The 18480-nt window shown below is 74.4% G+C and carries 14 protein-coding genes; 8 read left to right on the top strand and 6 right to left on the bottom strand.

The features are described 5' to 3' along the window. The first annotated feature begins 69 nt into the window (after positions 1–69). On the top strand, positions 70–453 hold the full coding sequence (locus ACFVXH_RS05510; RefSeq protein WP_049651006.1) for a VOC family protein: 384 nt from the start codon (positions 70–72) through the stop codon (positions 451–453). Here ACFVXH_RS05510 and ACFVXH_RS05505 read toward each other — a convergent pair. The 4 genes from ACFVXH_RS05505 to ACFVXH_RS05490 all read right to left on the bottom strand — a co-directional run bounded on the left by ACFVXH_RS05505 (position 440) and on the right by ACFVXH_RS05490 (position 3605). Further along, positions 440–805 (bottom strand): hypothetical protein, encoded by a 366-nt coding sequence (locus ACFVXH_RS05505; protein WP_387820369.1) that lies wholly within the window; start codon positions 803–805, stop codon positions 440–442. The two genes, ACFVXH_RS05510 and ACFVXH_RS05505, sit on opposite strands and share 14 nt — an antisense overlap. Positions 806–837: 32 nt before the next feature. After that, the gene (locus ACFVXH_RS05500) at positions 838–1704 is read right to left on the bottom strand and encodes a DUF3592 domain-containing protein (RefSeq protein ID WP_387820367.1); all 867 of its coding nucleotides are present in this window, start codon (positions 1702–1704) and stop codon (positions 838–840) included. Between the two features lie 24 nt (positions 1705–1728). Further along, complete coding sequence (locus tag ACFVXH_RS05495) at positions 1729–2820, bottom strand: hypothetical protein (RefSeq protein ID WP_387820365.1); 1092 nt, start codon at positions 2818–2820, stop codon at positions 1729–1731. A gap of 107 nt (positions 2821–2927) precedes the next feature. Then, the gene (locus ACFVXH_RS05490; RefSeq protein WP_387820363.1) at positions 2928–3605 is read right to left on the bottom strand and encodes a CPCC family cysteine-rich protein; all 678 of its coding nucleotides are present in this window, start codon (positions 3603–3605) and stop codon (positions 2928–2930) included. 212 nt (positions 3606–3817) lie between these two features. On the opposite strand from ACFVXH_RS05490, the gene ACFVXH_RS05485 reads away from it, so the two are divergent. Then, the gene (locus ACFVXH_RS05485) at positions 3818–4657 is read left to right on the top strand and encodes a helix-turn-helix domain-containing protein (RefSeq protein WP_387820361.1); all 840 of its coding nucleotides are present in this window, start codon (positions 3818–3820) and stop codon (positions 4655–4657) included. A gap of 143 nt (positions 4658–4800) precedes the next feature. After that, on the top strand, positions 4801–6606 hold the full coding sequence (locus tag ACFVXH_RS05480; protein ID WP_387820359.1) for a CocE/NonD family hydrolase C-terminal non-catalytic domain-containing protein: 1806 nt from the start codon (positions 4801–4803) through the stop codon (positions 6604–6606). A 60-nt stretch (positions 6607–6666) separates the two neighbouring features. Here the strand turns inward: ACFVXH_RS05480 and ACFVXH_RS05475 are convergent, their stop codons facing one another. Continuing rightward, on the bottom strand, positions 6667–8277 hold the full coding sequence (locus ACFVXH_RS05475) for an MFS transporter (protein ID WP_387820357.1): 1611 nt from the start codon (positions 8275–8277) through the stop codon (positions 6667–6669). A gap of 118 nt (positions 8278–8395) precedes the next feature. On the opposite strand from ACFVXH_RS05475, the gene ACFVXH_RS05470 reads away from it, so the two are divergent. Next, a complete protein-coding gene (locus ACFVXH_RS05470) occupies positions 8396–8707 on the top strand; it encodes a helix-turn-helix transcriptional regulator (RefSeq protein WP_049650999.1) in 312 nt (103 codons plus the stop codon). A 110-nt stretch (positions 8708–8817) separates the two neighbouring features. Next, the gene (locus tag ACFVXH_RS05465) at positions 8818–9051 is read left to right on the top strand and encodes a helix-turn-helix transcriptional regulator (RefSeq protein WP_049650998.1); all 234 of its coding nucleotides are present in this window, start codon (positions 8818–8820) and stop codon (positions 9049–9051) included. Positions 9052–9063: 12 nt separating this feature from the next. On the opposite strand, the gene ACFVXH_RS05460 is transcribed toward ACFVXH_RS05465, so the two are convergent. Continuing rightward, entirely contained in the window at positions 9064–12237 is a 3174-nt protein-coding gene (locus tag ACFVXH_RS05460) for a putative bifunctional diguanylate cyclase/phosphodiesterase (protein ID WP_387820354.1), read from the bottom strand. 230 nt (positions 12238–12467) lie between these two features. Between ACFVXH_RS05460 and ACFVXH_RS05455 the strand changes: the two genes are divergently transcribed. The 3 genes from ACFVXH_RS05455 (at position 12468) to ACFVXH_RS05445 (ending at position 18389) form a co-directional block, all read left to right on the top strand. Beyond that, a complete protein-coding gene (locus ACFVXH_RS05455; RefSeq protein ID WP_387820352.1) occupies positions 12468–15947 on the top strand; it encodes an amino acid adenylation domain-containing protein in 3480 nt (1159 codons plus the stop codon). Then, complete coding sequence (locus tag ACFVXH_RS05450) at positions 15944–16759, top strand: leucyl/phenylalanyl-tRNA--protein transferase (protein WP_387820350.1); 816 nt, start codon at positions 15944–15946, stop codon at positions 16757–16759. Before ACFVXH_RS05455 ends, ACFVXH_RS05450 begins: the two co-directional genes overlap by 4 nt. A gap of 79 nt (positions 16760–16838) precedes the next feature. After that, positions 16839–18389 (top strand): hypothetical protein, encoded by a 1551-nt coding sequence (locus ACFVXH_RS05445; RefSeq protein WP_387820348.1) that lies wholly within the window; start codon positions 16839–16841, stop codon positions 18387–18389. The last annotated feature ends 91 nt before the right edge of the window (positions 18390–18480 follow it).

Here is an 18480-nt window from a genome sequence, read left to right as displayed (position 1 = left end):
TCGGCGGGGGTGCGGGGAGCGGGTGCGACCCGGTGGCGTCCGGCGCGGGGATCGGGGAGACTCGCGCGCATGGTTTCGGTGTTGCAGAACGTGGCGATCGACTGTGCGGACGCCTATGAGCTGGCGCGGTTCTGGAGTGGTGTGACCGGTCGGCCGTTGGACCCCGACTGCCGGCCGGGGGACCGGGAGACGCAGGTGCTGCTGGCGGAGGGGCCGGTGCTGTACTTCAACCAGGTGTCCGAGGCGAAGACGGTCAAGAACCGGGTCCACCTGTGCCTGCGGCCCGAGACCTCGCGCGACCAGGAGGTGGAGCGCCTGCTCGGCCTCGGCGCCACCTTCGTCGGCGACCACCGGAACCCCGACGGTTCGGGGTGGGCCGTCCTCTCCGACCCCGAGGGCAACGAGTTCTGCGTGCTGCGCAGCGACTCCGACCGGGCCGTCACGAACCCCTGACGCCCGTGCGCCGCCGCGGCCGGAGCCGCGACCAGGCCCCGACGCCCAAGGCCGTCCCGATCCCCAGGAAGGCGCCGACCCCGGCCGGCCCGACCCACCCGGTGATCGGCGCCGCCGCGCCGCCGCCCTCCCCGGTGAGGGCGAGCAGCGCGGTGAGCAGGCCGTACGGGACCAGCAGCGTCCCCGCGCAGGCCAGGGCGAGCAGCGGCCCGCGCGGGAGGCGCCGTCCCCACGGCCAGGCGAGGGCGCAGGCCATGGCGAGCCCGGTCAGGGCGAGGACGGCGGTGAAGTCGACGCCGTGCCGTTCGAGCCAGACCAGGGCCCCGGGCGCGCCGTTGCGCCGACTTCCCACTCCGGGGGCGACGGGGCGACGGGGGCCAGGGGCTACCGGGAGAGCAGGACCGCTCCCGCGGCCGCCGCCGCGGCCAGGATGACGAGGGCCAGGACCGCGCAGCCGAGGTTCGCCTCCACGGACCCGCGGGTGGCGGCGAGGGCCGGTGTGAAGTCGGCCGGGTTGTCGGGCGCGTAGTGGATCACGACCTCCTGGCCGTACACGGCGGTGGTGTCGGACAGGTACGAGGGCTGGTAGCCGGTGACGGCCGTCCCCTCGGGGGTGGTGAAGGAGTAGACGGGCGTCCGGCTGGTGCGGAGGTCGCCGTCCGCGTCGGTCTCGACGGTCCTGAGGACGGCGATGACGCGGCCCGTCGCGGACGCCATGGCGTCCAGCTCGGCGAGACGCTTCCTCATGCGCCGCCGCTCCCCGGGCAGGTGGAGGGCGGTGAGGACGGTGAGCGGCCCGCAGACCGCGACCAGGGCCCACGGCCAGCCCCAGTCGATCGAGGCGACGACCACCAGCCCGACGTAGATCAGGAGGACGGCGGAGTTCGGCAGGCCGAGCCCGCGCCCGCCGTCCTGGGGGCTGTTGGTGAACCGGAAGGCGTGCGGCCGCCCCGGCGGGTAGCGGATTCCGACCTCCCGGCCCACCCAGGCCGTGGTGATCAGGTCGCCGGTCCCGGTGTCGTTCGTGACGACGAACTCCTCGCCGGTGGAGGGATCCCGGAAGCGGACGACCACCGCGATCCCGTCCTCCTGGGAGCTCCCGTTCCGCGGCTCCCGCACCCGTTCGATCCGCCCCGTCACCCGTACCGTCCGCTGCGCCCGGGTCAGGCCGGCCAGCGACCGCCCGTACCCGACCAGCGCGACGAGGCCGAACGCCCCGCACCACAGCGCCAGAACTCCGTGCCAGTTCATCTGCGTCCCGTTCCTGTCCGTGGTTCAGTGCGCCGAGGTGCGCCGCAGCACCCGGCCCTGCCCGTCCGCCTCCAGCACGGCGGCGCCCCCGGGCCCGGTCACGCTGACCGTGATGGTGACGGGGCCGTCGGTGCGGAGGACGGTGATGCTCCAGGTCTGCGGGGCGTGGACGCCGAGGGTGGTCCTGGCCTCCTCGACCAGGGCGGGGAACCGCTCGTAGGGCAGCGACTTCGGGTCGAACTCGCGGGCCTTCGTGCCGGCCGAGGAGAACGTCACCGCCAGCAGGTTGTCCGTCACCTGGAGGGTGGTCACCGGGCCGTACTCGCCGTTCCGGGTCACGGAGTCGATCGACCGGCCCAACGCGCCGTCGTCGAGGAAGGACTGGCCGGGGCCGAGCACGACGGTGCCGGACCCGCCCGTCACCACCTCGGCCGACCATGAGGAGGAGACCGAGGGGTCCGCCGAGGAGGACGGCGGTTCGGCGGGCCGCTGCTCGAACAGGTCCGCGCGGAACAGGAAGACGACGGCCGTGGCGGCGAGCAGCAGGCCGAGGAGCCCGACGAAGCCGACGGCACGGCTCTCGGGAGGCTCGCTCAGCCTGGTCGCCTCGGGTGCGGAGTCGAGTCGGGCTCCGGCCGCCCGCTCCTCCCACTCCGGGGTCGGCCGCTTCACGATCCGCATGCCCGTCGGCCGGTCCGGCGGGTAGCGGACCACCAGGACGGTGCGCGGCACGTAGTCGGGGAGGTCGGCGACGTTGATGTCCTGGGTGAGCTCCACCCGGAACGCGGGCCCGTCGTCCGGTACGACGGTGAGGTCGAACCGCACCGCCCGGTCGGTCACCTGGCCCTCGGGGACGGTCCGGCCCTCGACCACCGCCAGCGCCGTACGCGGGACGACGGCCGCCTCCCGCGCCCGCCGCGGCCAACCGGCGAGGAGGTACAGCAGGCCGTAGCCGATCGGCACGCCCAGGCCGCCGACGAGCAGCGGCACATTCTCCAGGACGACGCCGACGACCAGCCCGGCGAGCGAGCCTCCGATGACGCCACCCGTCAGGAAACTGCGGGCGAGGGCGATCGGCAGGTTGCGCCTGGGCGGCACGCCGGGGGTGATCGTCATACCGGTGATTGTGCCGGGCGGAGGAGCCGGCCGATAGGCCTTTGTGCCGTCACCGGTGGGGAGTTGCTCGCGACGGGCCCCGCCGGACGGGCTTCGGCCTCGGTCGGCTACTCGTCATAGACGACCGTGAAGTCCCGCTCGGCCGTGGCGAATTCGGCCAGCCGGCTGCGGAGCAGCGCGGCCGAGGACGGGACCTCGCGCTCCAGCTCGGCCCAGCCGGTGAAGCGCAGCTCGCGGGGCATCGCGACCAGGCCGGTGATCGCGTCCCAGAAGGCGTTCCAGTTCCTGCCGTAGAACGCCGGGAAGCCGAGTTCGCGCTTCAGGACGGCGTGGAGACCGCTGTCGTCGCGGACGGATCCGACGTCGATGGTGACGAGGCGGGGCACGCTCGGTGTCGGGTCCTCGGTGGCGCCCGGGAAGGACGGCAGCCACCAGCACCAGACCGACCGGTCCTCGGGCCAGGGGCGGCCTTCCTCGTCCGCCCGGTCCTCGAAGACGTCCGTGGCCAGGTCGATGGGCCGCCGGGCGGGGTCGAGCGGCTCGTCGGGCGTCGGCGGCCGGACGAAGCGGCGGCCGCGCTGGTCGCAGGCGCCGTACTCCTGGACGTTCCGCTGGGCCCGCACCAGCGAGACGCTGTTGGCGCCGCGCGGCAGGAGCGGCCGGCGGAGCTGGGTCGGGTCGTCCTCCCAGGAGCAGACCGGGCAGACGACGGAAGAACCGGGCCACCCCTCCCGGACGTCGAAGACGAGATGGCCGCAGCAGGGGCAAGGCCGACGAGTGTCCACCCCGGTAGTCTGGCCCGCCGTCCCGGCCGGTGGCGACCCGGTTTCGCGCGGCCGTTCGTCAGCCTTCCGTTCTGCTCCCCAACTCCGCTGCAACTGTGTGCAATCGGCTCGGGCGCGGCGGCGGTGCGCGGCTACGCTTCTCGGTAGGAGCCGCACGGGGAGTGCGCCGTCCACCCCGACAATTCCCAGGCAGGTGAACCATGCCCTCAGTCATGCCGTCCAGCAGCGCGGTGGCGGTCCGCAAGGAGGTCGCCGACCGGTTGCGCGAGCTGTGCCGCGACGCCGGGTTCAACGGGCGCGAGCTGGCGCTCCGGGCCGGCTGGCACCCCTCCAAGTCCTCCCGGATCATCAACGCGCTGACCTCGCCGTCCGACGAGGACATCCGCACCTGGTGCCGGCTCTGCGGGGCGGAGGAGGAGTCGGCCGACCTCATCGCCGCGACGCGCTCCGCCGAGTCGATGTACGTGGAGTGGCGGCGGCTCCAGCGCACCGGGCTCACCCGGCTGCAGAACTCCTACGTACCGCTGTTCGAGCGCACCAGGGTGTTCCGGGTGTACAGCTCCTCCCTCGTCCCCGGGTTCCTGCAAAGCCGGGGCTACGCAACGGCGTTGCTCTCCGCCATCACCCGTTTCCACGGCACCCCCGACGACGTCGCGGACGCGGTCGACGCCCGGCTCGCACGCTCGCGGATCGTCCGGGAGGGCGGGCGGCGGTTCGCCCTGCTGGTGGAGGAGTCGGTCCTGCGCCACCGGATCGGGGACGCCAGGGTGATGCGCGGGCAGCTGGACGACCTGCTGGCCGCGACCGCGTTGCCCGCCGTCTCGTTGGGGATCGTCCCGGCGGGCGCGGAGCGGGAGGTCTGGCCGCTGGAGACCTTCAGCGTCTACGACGAGGAGCAGGTGGAGGTGGAGACCCTCACGGCGAGCCTGACCGTGACCAGGCCCCGCGAGGTCGCCCACTACCTGGACGCCTTCGAGAAGTTGTCCGGCACGGCGGTGTACGGGGACCGGGCCCGGGCGCTGATCGGTTCGGCGCTCGACACGCTCGGGTGACGCGCGAGTACCACGGTTCGGCGATCGGCAAGGGAGGATGACCGCGAACCACCTATCCGAGCGAATCTGACGATGCATCAGTTAGCATCCGGTCGCTCCGGACCATGATGCGGTCAGCATCCGTTACGGAAAAGGTGGTTCGCATGGCCAGTATCAGTGGGCAGCCGATCCCGGCGATCACCGAGGCGACCCTCACGGAGATCGCCGACAGCGGCCTCCGGGGCCCTGGCAACACCGTCAACCAGGCCGTCGTCGACCTCGGCAACGCCTTGGTGGCGGCCGTCCAGGGCGACGAGAGCGTCGAGCTCCCGCCGGAGCTGGCCGAGCTGGTGGCCCAGGTGCGGCGGATCGCCGAGGTCGAGGTCACGGGGATCCCCGTCGAGGAGAACCTCAAGCTGTCGGCGTTCACCATCAAGCTGAACGGCGACGAGCCGCGTCCGGTCGTGATCCTGCCCGCGGGGTGGAACCCGCTCGGCTGGCTGCCCTTCGTCTACGCCTACTTCAAGCTGGCGCTGCGCGGCTACCACGTGCTGACCTACACCCCGCGAGGCCTCGGCTTCCCGGACTGGATCTCCACCTCCGAGGGGCGCGTCGACGTCGCCGGGCCCAAGGACTGGGCCGACGGCTCGAAGGTCATCACCTATGCGCAGGGACACTTCAGCCCGAGCAAGGTCGGCTTCCTCGGCATGTCCTACGGCTCCGGGATCAGCCAGCTGGTCGCCGCGCACGACGAGGGCCGACGGGTGGCCGCCGTGGTCGCGCTGAGCACCTGGGGCAACCTGGCCACCAGCCTCTACGCCAACGACACCCGGCATGTGGAGGCCGTCAACCTGCTGGTCGGCTTCACCGGCGGGGAGCGGGACGACAAGTTCGACGAGGAGGCCCTGGACATCCTCGACAAGTTCGACCAGGACCGCGACCTCGACGACGTGGTCGCCTGGGGCACCAAGCGCTCGCCGGAGACGTACCTGGACAGGACCAACGAACTCGGCATCCCGACCTACATCTCCAACACCTGGCACGAGACCCTCTTCCCGGTCGCCCCGGTGATCGACGTCTACAACCGGCTGACCGTGCCGAAGCAGCTGAACCTGTGGATCGGCGACCACGGCGCGCCGGAGGGCGCCGGCCTGTCCGGCCTGCTGACCCACCTGCCGTTCCCCGGCCTGGCGGAGCCCCTCCGGGAGGCCTACGAGTTCCTGGACCACCACCTGCTGGGTGCCGACAACGAGGCGCCGAACCGCAAGCAGGTGACCAACCAGGTCATGTTCACCTACAAGACCAAGCCCGTGCTGGGCGGCGGGCAGCGGATCACCGAGGCCGCCCGCAGGGAGGGCCACGACTCGTGGGCGGACGTCACCACCGGCACGGAGGTCTGGTACCTCACCGGCGTCAACGGCGACGGTGACGGCGCGCTGGCCGACAAGCAGGCCGCCGGCTGGTCGCGGAGCTTCACCGCGGGCCTGGAGACCAAGGCCACCGCGGTGGACGAGGTCATGAAGACGGGCCAGAAGGAGTGGACGGGCAACCCCCGGACGTACGTCCTGGCCGAGTTCGAGCGGCAGAACCTGCTGGTCTGGTCGACCGACCCGCTGGCGGGCAGTGGCGAGGCCGCCCGCCGCATCCGGGGCGCCGCGTCGGTCCGGCTGACCGTGAACAGCACCGAGGAGGCCGCCACGCTGGTGGCCTACCTGTTCGACGTGGCCCCGGACGGCACCGCGCGGATCATCACCCACGAGCCGTACACCGTGCTCGATCTGACCCTTGGCCAGGACACCACCGTCGACTGGCAGCTCCAGCCGGCCGCGTACGACGTGCCGGTCGGCCACCGGGTGGCGCTGGTCGTCAACAGCCGCGACCAGCTGTACTCCTACGCCGCGGAGCAGGGAACCATCACCATCGGCTCGCCGAACGGGCACGAGTCCCGGCTGGAGCTGCCGCTGGGCTGATCCGCCCGCCGCTCCTGCCCCGGCCCGTCGCCCTCGTGGCGGCGGGCCGGTCGGCGTCCGTCAGGCCGTGGTCCTGGCGGAGGTGCCGCGCAGCAGGAGCGCGATGAGGACGGCGAGCAGCGCGCCGACGGCCGCCAGGCCCCACAGCACGGAGTGGAAGGCGGAGTCGTAGGCGTGCGCCAGGAAGTCCGTGAAGGCGCGGTGGTCGGTGGCGCCGGAGAGTTCGGCGGCGCCGGTGAGGTCCCCGCCGGCCGCCCGGTCGGCGACCTCGCCGGCCCGGGAGGCATCCGGGTGGGCGTCGATGCCGTCGGCGACCCGGGTACCGAGCACGGTGGCCAGCGCGGAGCCGTACACCGCGACGGCGACGGCCTCGCTGCCCAGGCGCAGGGTGTTGAGGAAGCCCGCCGCCATGCCGGCCTTGGCCGGGTCGACCAACTCCAGCGCCTGGCCGTCGACCAGGCCGGCCGACAGCCCCATCCCGGCGCCGGTGATGAGCATCGGGGCGGCGAGCAGCAGCACGGTGGCGGAGGGGGAGAGCAGGGTGAGGGCGAGGTCGCCCGCCACCAGGCAGGCCAGGCTGAGGAGGACCAGGGTGAGCGGGCGCACGCCGCGGGCGACCAGCCTGGCGGCGAGCATCGGCAGGACCAGCACCGGTGCGGTGAGCAGCAGCATCAGCAGCCCGGCGGCGCCGGTGCCGCGGCCGGTGACGGCGGTCAGGTAGCTCGGCAGGTAGGTGAGCACGGTGACGAAGCCGAAGGAGGCGGCCACCGGCACCAGGCAGAGGCCGAGGAAGCGGCGGTCGCGCAGCAGGCCGAGGTCCAGCATCGGGTGGGCGCTGCGGTGCTCGACGGCCGCGAAGACGCCGAGTACGGCGACCGCGCCGGCGAACAGGCCGAGCACGCCCGCGCTGCCCCAACCCCACTGGGAGCCCTGGACGATGGCGGTGGTGAGCAGCACCATGGCGAGCACGAACAGCGCGCTGCCGGGGACGTCGATCCGCCCGCCGCCGGTGCCGCCGCTGCCGGCGGATGTGGCGGCCACGGCGCGGGCGATCGCGGGCAGCGCGAGCAGGACGAACGCCAGGGCGACGGCGTGCACCGCGAACACCCAGCGCCAGCCGAGGCCCTGCACCAGCACGCCGGCCAGCGACGGGCCGAGGGCGACGCCGGCCCCGGCGACGGTGCCGAAGAGGGCGAAGGCCCGGGCGCGGGCCGGGCCGTCGAAGACGGTGGAGAGGATCGCCGCGCCGCAGGAGAAGATCGCGGCGCCGCCGATGCCGGTGAGGGCGCGGGCGGCGTCCAGCCAGAGCACGTCGGCGGCGACGGCGCTGGCGAGCGAGCCGAGGGCGTAGAGGGCGACACCGGCGGCGAAGGCCCTGGCCCGGCCGATGACGTCGGCGACCGAGCCCCAGACCAGGGTGAAGCAGGCGAAGGCCACGTTGAAGGCGTTGACCACCCACTGGAGCGGGGCGAGGTCGGCGTGGGTGCCGGCGCCGATCCGGGGGAGGGCGACCGCGGTGCCGGAGATGGACATCGGGACGACGAAGACCGCGAGGAGGACGGCGGCGAGGACGGGCGTGCGGGCGGGGCGTCGCCGCTGGTCGGGGGCGTCGGACGGCGCGGCCGGCACGGCCTGCGTCGGCTGTGCGGCCTGTGTGGGCTGCGTGCTCAAGGGGGCGTGACTCCAGGCTTGAACCGGCCACGGGGTGGCCAGGTACGGATTTGATCGAACCTAAAGCTGCCACGGCGCCGAGGTACGATGCAACCCATACCTTGCGGAGGAGGAACCGATGCCCGACGCTGAAGGCCACCCCTCGACCGGGGAGATGGACCTGCGCACCGTCCTGGGCGCGCTCGCCGACCCGCTGCGCTACGGCGTGGTCGCGGCCCTGCTGCGGGAGGGCGAGGGGGCGGCGCGCACCTGCGCCTCCTTCAACCTCCCGGTCTCCAAGTCCACCCTCACCCACCACTTCCGGGTGCTGCGCGAGTCCGGCCTGATCCGCCAGGTCGACCGCGGCAACAGCCGGGCCGCCACGCTGCGCCGCGAGGACCTGGACCAGCGCTTCCCGGGGCTGCTCGACCTGGTCCGCGGCGACTCCTGACGGCGGGGGAGGCCCAAGCGGAGGTCAAGGAACCTTGACCTCCGCTTGGGGCCGCCGCGGGCTGACGGCGTGTCAAACTGTGCGCCCCGCAGGCCGATGAGGAGAGTTCGGTGGATCTGGCGCGCCCCCTGATCGAGGACTTCCCCGCTCACCCGGACGGCGATCCCGCCGACGCCCTGGCCCGCGCCGTCCGGGCCCGCCGCACCGCCCTCGGTCTCACCCTCCCCGACCTCGCCGTTCGCACGGGCCTCGCCGAGGCCGACGTCCGGGCCGTCGAGGCAGGGCACGCGAGGCCGACGCTGGCGCTGCTCACGGTGCTGTCGCGCGCCCTGCGGAAGGTGTAGCCGGGGAGGATTTCAGACCGGCTCGTAGGAGGTCCGGCGGACCAGGGCGCGGGCGTGGGGGGAGTCCATGGGGTGGGCGAAGAGGTACCCCTGGCCGAGCGGGCAGCCCATCGCGGCGAGCAGGTCGCGCTGGTCGGGGTGCTCGATGCCCTCGGCGATGACCTGGACGCCCAGGGTGTCGGCGATCCGGGTGATGCCCTCGACCAGGGCGTACTGCTGGGGCGAGTGGCCGAGGCCGTCGATGAAGGACTTGTCGATCTTGAGCAGGGAGATCGGGAACTCGCGCAGGTAGGACAGCGAGGAGTAGCCGGTCCCGAAGTCGTCGATGGCGATGCCGACACCGAGTCCGGACAGCGTGGCCATGTCGGCGTGGACGCGGTCGTCGCGGCGCATCAGCACCGACTCGGTGAGCTCCAGGACGAGGGTGTGGGGGTCGATGCCGGTGGCGGCCAGCGCCCGGCGGACCACGTCCACGAAGCCGGCGTCGCGGAACTGGCGGGCCGAGACGTTGACGTTGACCCGCAGCGGCGGCCGGCCGGCGGCCGTCCGCGCCGCCGAGCTCGCGGCGTGCCAGGCGGCGACCTCCTGGGCGGCGCGTTCCAGCACCCAGGCGCCGAGCGGGACGATCTGGCCGCTCTCCTCGGCGAGGGCGATGAACTCGTCGGGCAGCACCATGCCGCGCCGGTCGTGCGGCCAGCGGACCAGCGCCTCGAAGGCGACCAGATCGCCCGAGCGCAGGTCGACGATCGGCTGGTAGTACAGCTGGAAGGCCGATTCCGCGATCGCCGAGTCGAGGTGCTCGTTCAGCTCGTGCCGCTCCACCATGCCGGTCTGGAGGGACGGCCGGTAGTGGCGCCACTGGCGGCGGCCGGCCGCCTTGGCGGAGTAGAGCGCGAGGTCGGCGTGGGTGAGCAGCTCGGTCGCGTCCACGCTGTCCTCGGTGGTCGCCACACCGATGCTGGCCGTCACCCGCACCGTGCCCGACGTGAGCTTGAACGGTTCGGCGAACACCGCCAGCACCCCGGAGGCGATGGTGTCCACGTCGGCGGGCCGTCTCGCGTCCTCCACCAGGACGGCGAACTCGTCGCCGCCGAGCCGGGCGGCGGTGTCCGAGGCGCGCAGCGCGGTGGAGATCCGCAGCGAGACGGCTACCAGCAGCTCGTCGCCGACCGCGTGCCCCTGGGTGTCGTTGACCACCTTGAAGTCGTCCAGGTCGATGAAGAGCACCCCGGTGACGGCCCCGCTGCGCTCGCCCCGGGAGAGCGCGTGCCCGACCCGGTCCTGGAACAGCACCCGGTTGGCCAGGCCGGTCAGCGAGTCGTGGAAGGCCCGGTGGGTCAGCTCGCGCTCCATCTGCCGCTGCTCGGTCACGTCGCGCAGGGTGAGCACCAGGGCGCCGACGGTCGGGTCCGCGCGCAGGTCGTCGGAGCGGACCTCGGCCTCGATCGGGGTGCGGTCCTGGCGCAGCAGCCGCCAGTGCTCGCGCGGTTGCTCGCCCCGGGGCGGCTCGGCGGTCCCGCGCATCCGGGCCAGCGCCTTGCCGACCTCCCGGCTGTCCTCGGGCGGGACCAGGTCGGTCAGCGGGGTGCCGGCCAGGTCGGGGCGGCCGAGCACCGTCGCGGCGGACGGGGAGGCGTAGCGCACGCCGTCGTCGGCGTCGAGGATCAGGATGACGTCGCTGGCGTTCTGCACCAGGGTGCGGAAGTACAGCTCGCTGTTGCGCTGGGTGACCTCGCGGCTCAGCACCACCCGCTCGACCGCGAGGGCCGCCTGCGCGGCGAGGATCTCCAGCGAGCTCCAGAGGCCGGCCAGCTCCTGCTCCGTCCCGGTGACGACGAGCGCGCCGATCAGCGGGTCGCCGGAGGGGCGCTCGGCGAGGGTGAGCGGGCAGACCAGGGCGTACGGCATGCCGCCGAGGCGGGCGAGGAGGCCGCCGTCGGCCGGGGTGGCGGCCGGGTCCAGGCCGAGGGAGCCGACGGGCAGCAGCACGGTCTCCCGGGCGGTGGCGAGCTCCAGCACCCGGTCGGACTGCGCGGTGTCCCCGGGCGTGGGCCGGGGGGTGTCGCTCCCGGCGTGCCGGACGTGCAGCACCCCGGCCTCGGCGACGGAGAGCAGGGCGACGTGCCCGGCCTCGGCCGGCATCAGGGTGGAGGCGGCGGACTGGACGGCGTCCGCGACCTCCCCCACCGTGACGGCCGCGGTCAGCCGGGCGCCCGCCTCGCGCAGCGCCCGCTCGCGGGCCACGGCCTGCCTGCGGGCGGAGACGACCACCGCCAGCCGGGCCAGCACCAGCAGGTAGAGCACCGCCGAGAAGGCGCCGATCACGCCCGCGTTGCTGGTGTTGCCGGCCAGCGCCTCGATGATCAGGATCGCCGGGGCGATCAGCGAGGCGAGGGTGAGCAGCACCAGCCGGGCGGTGCTCAGGTCCGGCTGCTGGGTCGGCACCGGGCGGGTCAGCTCGACCATCGACGGGTGCAGCGCCGCCGCGCCCCAGGCGGTGTAGAAGGCCGCCCAGCCGAGTTCGACGGGCGTGCCGATGTGCCAGGTGCCGTGCAGCTGGATCAGCCCGTACAGCACGTCGGAGACCATGATGCCGAGCGAGCCGACGGCGAGCAGCTGCAGGGAGCGGGAGTTGCCGCCGCGCGGGGTCAGCAGCCGCAGCAGCAGGGCGAGCACGACCACGTCGCCGAGCGGGTAGGCGATCGAGACGGCCTTCTGGAACCAGTCGAGGTCCGGGTTCCGGGCGTACGGGAGGATCAGGTAGATCCAGGCGAGCAGGGCCAGCCCCATGGTGGGGACGAGGGCGTCGAGCAGCCCGGCGCGGTCCTGACGGGCCGTGCGCCAGCGGATGAAGCCCAGCACGCCGACCGCGTACAGCACGTACTCGGCGAGGTAGAAGCCGTCCGCGACGGACGGGAACGGGTTGGGCACGTGCAGGATGTCCAGCTGGACGGCCTGCACCACCTCGCCCACCGTGAAGCTGAGGTTGGCGAGCGCCAGCACGTACCAGTAGCGCGCGTGCGCGGGACGGTTGAGGCGGACGCCGACCACGATGGCGGCGACGCCGCCGAGGCCGATGCCGGTCCACCAGATGATCCGCTGGCCGGGATTCGCGTAGTAGATGCCGGTGAACAGCACCATCCAGAGCAGGTAACAGACCATCAGGTGTTGTCGCCGGCGAGTCAACGAGGCTACCTCCTCCACGACATCACCCCGCCGGTCGGGCGGGGGAGTTCGGGTGAGGACGGGACGGGCCGGGCGTTGGAGCCGGTCCGGGTGGGGCGGATGGGCGCTTTCGCGCAGCAGCGAGGCGTCCGGTGGGGGTGCGACCGGACGTCCTCGACGGGGCAGGAGTGCGTATAGTCGGAAATGTCGCACTCCCCAGCATTCTGCCGCCACAGCACGAGGTCAAGCCGGTGGACGACGCAGTAGACAGCGCACAGGGCGTACGAACGGATGCGAGCTCCGGCCGTCACGCCGTGGTCCGCAACGGCAACGGTCAGTATGCGATCTGGCCGGGCGACTTGACCGTCCCGGCCGGCTGGCAGCAGGTCCACGGGCCGGCCGGACGGGCCGACTGCCGGGACTGGGTGGAGCGCGAGTGGCGCCCGGCCGGGCTGGGCTTCCCCGACGGCGCCCCGGTACGGCGGGCGACGGGCGGAATCGCCGACCCGACGGCCGGATCGGCGGACCCGTCGCCCGGATTCCCGCACACCGTCGCCGGATTCGCGGACACGGTGCACGGGCTGTTCCGCGCGCGGGCGGCGCACGACCCGGACGCGGTCGCCGTCATCGCCGCGGACGCCACGCTGAGCTACGGCGAACTCGACCTGCGCAGCGACCGGTTGGCCGCCGCGCTGCGGGCGCGCGGGACCGGCCCGGAGCAGGTGGTGCCGGTCTGCCTGGACCGCGGGGCGGGCCTGGTCACCGCCTGGCTGGCCGTGCTCAAGGCCGGCGGGGCCTTCCTGCCGCTGGACCCGGCCCACCCGCCGCGGCGGCTGGCCCGGCTGGTCGAGGACTGCGGGGCGCGGGTGGTGGTCGCGGACGGTGACGGGTTCCCGGAGGCGCCCGGGGTGTCTGTGTCCGGGGCTTCCGTGCCCGGGGTGTCCGTGCCCGGGGTGTCCGTGCTCGGGGTGTCCGCGCCCGGGCCGGAGGACGGCGGGGAGCCCCTGAACCCCGGGGCGTTCTTCGTCGGGGACGACGGCGCCGTCCCCGACGACCTCGCCTACCTGATCTACACCTCCGGCACCACCGGCCGCCCCAAGGGCGTCCCCGTCACCCACCGCGCACTGCTGTTCACCCTCGACCGGATCGTCCACGCCTACCGGCTGCGCCCCGGCGAACGCGTCCTGCACCTGGCCGCGCTGGGCTCCGACACCGCGCTGGAGCAGGCGTTCGGCGCGCTGCTCGCGGGCGCGACGGTGGTGCTCGGCGGGGGCGGCGGCGCGGGCGGCACCTGGGCGCCCACCGAGCTGGCCGGCCGGCTGCCCGGGCTGGGCCTGGCCGTCGCCGACCTCACCCCCGCCTACTGGCACCACCTGCTCGACCTGCTCCCGCCTGGCGGGCCCGGCCCCCAGGGACTGCGCCTGGTGGTGGTCGGCGGGGACGCCGTGCACGCCGCCGACTGCCGGCACTGCCTGGAGCGGCTGCCGGGCGCCCGGCTGCTCAACGCGTACGGGGTCACCGAGGCGGCCGTCACCTCGACGCTCTGCGAGGTCACGGCGGAGCTGCTCGACGGGGGCGGCGGAAGCTCCGCGGGGGCGGGCGGCACCCCGGCCGCGCCCGTGCCGATCGGACGGCCGCTGCCCGGGGTGCGGGTGCACGTGCTGGACGCCCGGCTGCGCCCCGTCCGGCCCGGGGAGAAGGGGCAGATCCACCTCGGCGGGCCCGGTCTGGCCCGGGGCTACTGGCGGCAGGCCGGGCTCACCGCCGAGTCCTTCCTGCCCGACCCGTACGCGCCGCTGCCCGGCGAGCGGATGTACCGCACCGGCGACGCCGGGCGGTGGCGGGCGGACGGGCAGCTGGAGATCCTCGGCCGCTTCGACGACCAGGTGAAGGTGCGCGGGCACCGGGTGGACCCGGCCGAGGTCGAGGCCGTCCTGGCCGCGCACCCGGGCGTCCGACAGGCCCGGGTCGCGGCCGACGGTGAGGCGGCCGACGGCAGCCGCACGCTCACCGCGTACTACACGCCCGCCTCCGGGACGGCCGTCGGGGCGCCGGGGCTCCGGGCGTTCCTGGCCGACCGGCTGCCGGAGTACCTGGTGCCGGCCGAGTTCGTGCCGCTGGAGGCGATGCCGCTCACGGCGGCGGGGAAGATCGACCGGCGGCGGCTGCCGCACGCGCCGGTGCGCTCCCCGGCGTCGGCTCCCGTTCCCCCGTCGGCCCCTTCGCCGGCTCCCGCACCCGACCCCGCCGGAGCCGGGGCGCTGGAGGCGGCCGTCGGGCAGCTGTGGGCGGAGCTGCTCGGCGTCGAACACATCGGCCCGGACGGCGACTTCTTCGCGCTCGGCGGCACCTCGCTGCTCGCGATGGAGATGCTGGCGCGGGCCCGGATCCTGCTCGGCATCGACGTCGGGCAGGTGCGCACGCTCACCCGGGCACTGCTGCGCGAGCCCGTCCTGCGCGCCTTCGCGGCGGCGCTGTCGGCGGCGCGCGCGGACACCCCCGCCGGGGCCGTACGGGACGCCGCGGTCGACTGGTTCGCGGAGGCCCGGCTCACCGAGGACCTCCGGCAGTCCTGGAGCCCGGCGCCCTCCCGCGCCGAACCCGCCGAGATCCTGCTCACCGGCGCCACCGGCTTCTGCGGCGCCCACCTGCTGCACGCGCTGCTCGCCACCACCCGGGCGCGCATCCACTGCCTGGTCCGCGCGCCCGACGAGGAACACGCGCTGGAACGGCTGCGGGCGGCCCGGCAGCGCTTCCTGCGGCAGGACCTCGCCGACCGGCGGGTGGTGCCGCTGGTCGGCGACCTCACCCGACCGAAGCTCGGCCTGACGGACCATCAATTCGACTGGCTGGCCGGGCACCTGGACGCGATCCACCACCTCGGCGGACAGGTCAACTTCCTCTACCCGTACCACCAGTTGCGTGCGGCCAATGTCGGCGGCACCCGGGAGGTCGTCCGGCTCGCCGGGCACAGCCGGGGCATCCCCGTGCACTACCTCTCCACCCTCGCCGTGCTGGCCGGCTTCGGCGCGGCCGGCGTCCCGAAGGTCACCGAGCGCACCCCGCTCGCCCACCCCGAACGGCTCGGCGTCGGCTACGTCGAGAGCAAGTGGGTCGCCGAACAGCTGCTGCACAACGCGGCCGCCGCCGGGCTGCCCGTCACCGTGCTGCGCACCAACGACGTCACCGGGGACCTCGCGTCCGGGGCGATGAACACCGGCACCGAACTGTGCGCGCTGATCGCCTACGTGGCCGACAGCGGGACCTATCCGGACGTGCGGCTGCTGCTCGACTTCGTCCCCGCCGACCGCTTCGCCCGGGCCATCGCGCACATCGCCGCCCACGCACCCGCCGCCGGCGAGGTCTACCACCTCACCTCCCCGCGCCCGGGCACCCTCGCCGACCTCGCCGAGCGGCTGCGGGCGCGCGGCCACCGGATCGCCCCGCTGCCGTACGAGGACTGGGTGCGGCGGCTGGTCCGGTTCGCCGCCGGGAACCCGACGCACCCGATCGCGCCGTTCGTCCCGCTGTTCGTGGACCGCGCGCCGGGGTCGGAGCTGTCGGTCAGCGAGATGTACTTCCGGCCGACGTTCCCGCTGTTCGAGCGGGCGAACGCGGACGCGGCGCTGGCCGGGAGCGGGATCGAACTGCCGCCGGTGGAGGCGGGGTTGATCGACCACTACCTGGCGGGGCTGGAGCGGGAGGGCTTCCTGCGGGCGGCGTCGCCGTGAGCCCCTCCGACGCGCTCGAAGCACTGGATGTGCTCGGCGCGCTGGATGTGCGGCACGGGCCCGGCGACGGCCCGGTGGCCTTCGGCGGGTCGCTGGGCGCGCTCGGCCCCGGCGGGCTGCTGGCGGCGTACCGGCGCGGGCTGTTCCCGCTGCCGGCGGCGGACGTCTACGCGAGCGCGTACAACGAGGCGGTGTACGGGGACGCCGTCGAGGCGGGCGAGGTGGCGCTGCTGCCCGGCGGGGCGGACCCGTACGCGCTCGCCTGGTGGTCGCCCGACCCCCGGCCGGTGATCGCGCCCGACGGCGTCCGGCTCGGGAGCCGGCTGGCGCGGCGGCTGCGCAACCGGTCCACGTGGTGGACGAGCGCGGACCGGGCCTTCGGGCGGGTGCTGGCGGCTTGCGCCGATGGTCGTCAACCGGTCTGGCTCACCGAGGAGTTGGCGGCGGTGCTGGTGCGGCTGCGCGAGCTGGGGGCGGCGCACAGCGGGGAGGTGTGGGAGGGGGAGGAGCTGATCGGCGGGGTGTTCGGGATCGCGGTCGGGCCGGTGCTGAGCCTGGACTCGATGTTCCACCGCCGCCCGGACGCCGCCCGGGTCGCCGTCGCCGACCTCGGGGCGCGGTTCGGCGCGGCGGGCGGGCGGCTGCTCGACGCCCAGTGGGACGGGCCGCACGTGCGGAGCCTCGGGGCCGAGCCGATGGCGCGCTCGCGGTACCTCGCGGAGCTGTCGGGCGGGGGCGGGGCTTCCGCTGTGGTCCCGGACGGGGCGCCGCTGCCGGTGGCGCGGCTGGGAGAATCGGCACGCCTCCGCTGACCTGCGGTTAAACCTGATCGGGCTGGCTTTTTTGGCCTGTCTTCGACAAACTTATTCCTCGTCAGTAACATGACGCCGCGTGTTCAAAAGTTCCATAGGCAGGGCCTCCGGCCCCGCCGTCCTCACCCTCACCCTCATCCTCGCCGGGGCCACCGCGTGCGGGCCGTCCGACCCCGGCACCACCCAGGCCGGTGCCGAACCGGCCGCCGCCACCGTCGCCGACCCGGCCGCGACCGCCGCCGGGGGCAGCCCGGCCGCCGCCCGGCCCGCCGGTGCCACCCCGCACGCCAGAGCGGCCAGTCCCGCCACCGGCCGTCCGACCCCGGGCAAGGCGCCCGTCACCGCCGCGCCCGCCGGCGACCAGCAGGCCGCGATCGGCAGCCCCGGCAAGGACGGTGGCGCCGTCACGGCGGCGACGAAGAACCTCCAGCTGACGGCGTACGACCCGGCGGGCGGGACGGCGGTGCTGTCGGCGACGGGGCCGGGCGCCACGGCCCCGACCTCGTCAACTGCCGCCCCCGGCACTGCTCCTGGCGCGTCTTCCAGCACCGTGCCGAGCGCCGCCCCCAGCGCGGCCGCCGCCACCGTCCAGCCCGGGCAGCTGATCGCCAGCCCGCCCACCGCCGCCGCACCGCAGGGCGCACTGGTCGCCGTCACCGGCGTCCGCCCCGGCGCGGGCAACACGCTCGCCCTGACCACCCGCCCGGCCACCCTGGCCGAACTCCTCGGCGGCACCGAGGCCGACGGCAACGTCCCCGTCGACCCGCACGGCATCACGGTGACCCCGCTGGTCAAGGACCTCAAGGCCACCGCCGGCCTGACCGGCAACGGCGTCCAGGCCGACGCCTCCGGCACCCTGGAGGTGAACCTCAAGGCCCCCGTCCCGCTGCCCGACGGCGCCAGCCTCGACGCCTCCGGCTCGCTCCAGCTCCACCCGGCCGTCCACTTCGCCTACCACGGCGCCGCGGCCGGCAGTCCGCGCACCGCCTCGATCGGCTTCGACCTCGGCGCCCACGCGCAGTGGAAGGTCACCGGCGACGCCGCCCGCAGCACCGGCGCGGCGCCCATCCGGGTGCCCTTCGCCAAGCTGCAGGCCAGCCCGGTGCTGACGGTCGCCGGCCTGCCGGTGGTCGTCAACCTCGGCCTCACCTGCTACCTGGAGGTCAGCGCCGACGGCCAGGTCCACCTGGAGGCGGAGCAGGACGCCACCGGCACCTGGGCGGTCCGCGCCGACTACACCGGCGGCAAGGGCTGGACCCCGGTCACCAGTGCCGAGACCAAGGTCACCCCGGTACACGTGCGGCTCAACGGCAAGGCGGGCGTGCGGGCCGCGCTCGGCGCCGAGATCAGCCTCGGCCTGTACGACACCGTCGGCGTGGAGGCCACCGTCGCCCCCTACCTGCGCGCCCAGGCCGAGGGCTCGCTGGTCGCCGACTCCTCCGGCAACCCGCCTCAGGTGCAGGGCAGTTGGTCACTGGTCGGCGGCGTCGACCTGAACGGATCGCTGCTCGCCCACCTGAAGGTCTTCGGCACCCCGATCATCGAGGGCAAGCTGCCGCTGCCGCCCTTCCACCGGGAGTGGCCGCTGCTCGGGGGATCGGCGACGCTGCCCGCGCCGCAGCACAGCTGATCCGACGTCACTTCGTGGGCCCCTCGACCGGGTTGTCCGGTCGAGGGGCCCTCGTCGTGGGTAGGCTCGGGTCGAAGCTCGGGCCTGAGTT

This window comes from Kitasatospora sp. NPDC058184, from assembly GCF_042883725.1.
Lineage (GTDB): Bacteria > Actinomycetota > Actinomycetes > Streptomycetales > Streptomycetaceae > Kitasatospora.
This window is presented reverse-complemented; position numbering and strand designations above follow the sequence as displayed.